Annotated in this window: 1 protein-coding gene; it reads right to left on the reverse strand. The window is 36.8% G+C overall.

The window, feature by feature from the left end; translation table 11 throughout:
* Positions 1 to 75: 75 nt before the first annotated feature.
* Positions 76 to 627, reverse strand: a complete 552-nt coding sequence (locus Q4534_RS24085) for an NIF family HAD-type phosphatase (protein ID WP_303615715.1) — start codon at positions 625 to 627, stop codon at positions 76 to 78.
* Between the last annotated feature and the right edge of the window lie 212 nt (positions 628 to 839).

Raw genomic sequence — 839 nt, forward strand, 5'->3', positions numbered from 1 at the left:
AGCTACCGGAGGCTGAGTCCAACATACGCTACAATGAACCGAAGTCTTACTTCGCATCATTGTAGCTTAATTGTTCTAAGCCGTTTTTTTATTTTTCCATCCTCTTTTTTCAAAACTTCTCACATTCTGGCTATCTTTTATTGAGTTAAGATATTCCGCAAGAATTTTCAATTCCGAGTCAGTTTGGCCTCCTTCAAAGGCGTTCACATAAATAGCATTACCATAATTATCCTTTGTTTTTTCTGGAGAATCGTCAATTATCAGTATTCGTTCGATAGGGAAACCTTTCTTTTTTACTTTCTTAAGTCTTTTTTCATGAACGTATTCGTCAAGTTCATAATCTCTTCTTGTCGTGCAGCGAGTTCTTCCCCAAACAAATTCAAATTCAATATTTTCAGGTTTTATTTTTTCCACTATTTCCTCAACGTACTTATCGTCAGCAGATGACCAAATAGCTAGTTTGAAATTAGCACTCATAGTCTCCAAAAACCATTTAATATGAGGTCTTCGATAAACAAAATAACCAGCATATTGAAAGTCACAATCAATTTCCAGTTTTTGTTCAGTTGCGTGAATCAGAGTTTCATCCAAATCCAGTACTAATAATATTTTGTTTTCAATTTCCAAATTTTCCTAATGGCTTAGAACGGCTCGGGTATGAAACGTAGGGCACTTCGAAGCTCTTAACTGTCCGCCCGAAACCAAGCTTGCTAAGTGCCAAAAACTTTCGGAAACTTCTGTCCGCCCTATGTTTTATACCCATTGTTGAACGAATCCTGCTAAGGCAGGAAGCCGGCAGTTTTTGCCGTTTCTTCCTACATTAGACTTATCATTAATAT

Source organism: Cyclobacterium sp. 1_MG-2023 (assembly GCF_030546805.1).
Classification (GTDB): domain Bacteria; phylum Bacteroidota; class Bacteroidia; order Cytophagales; family Cyclobacteriaceae; genus Cyclobacterium.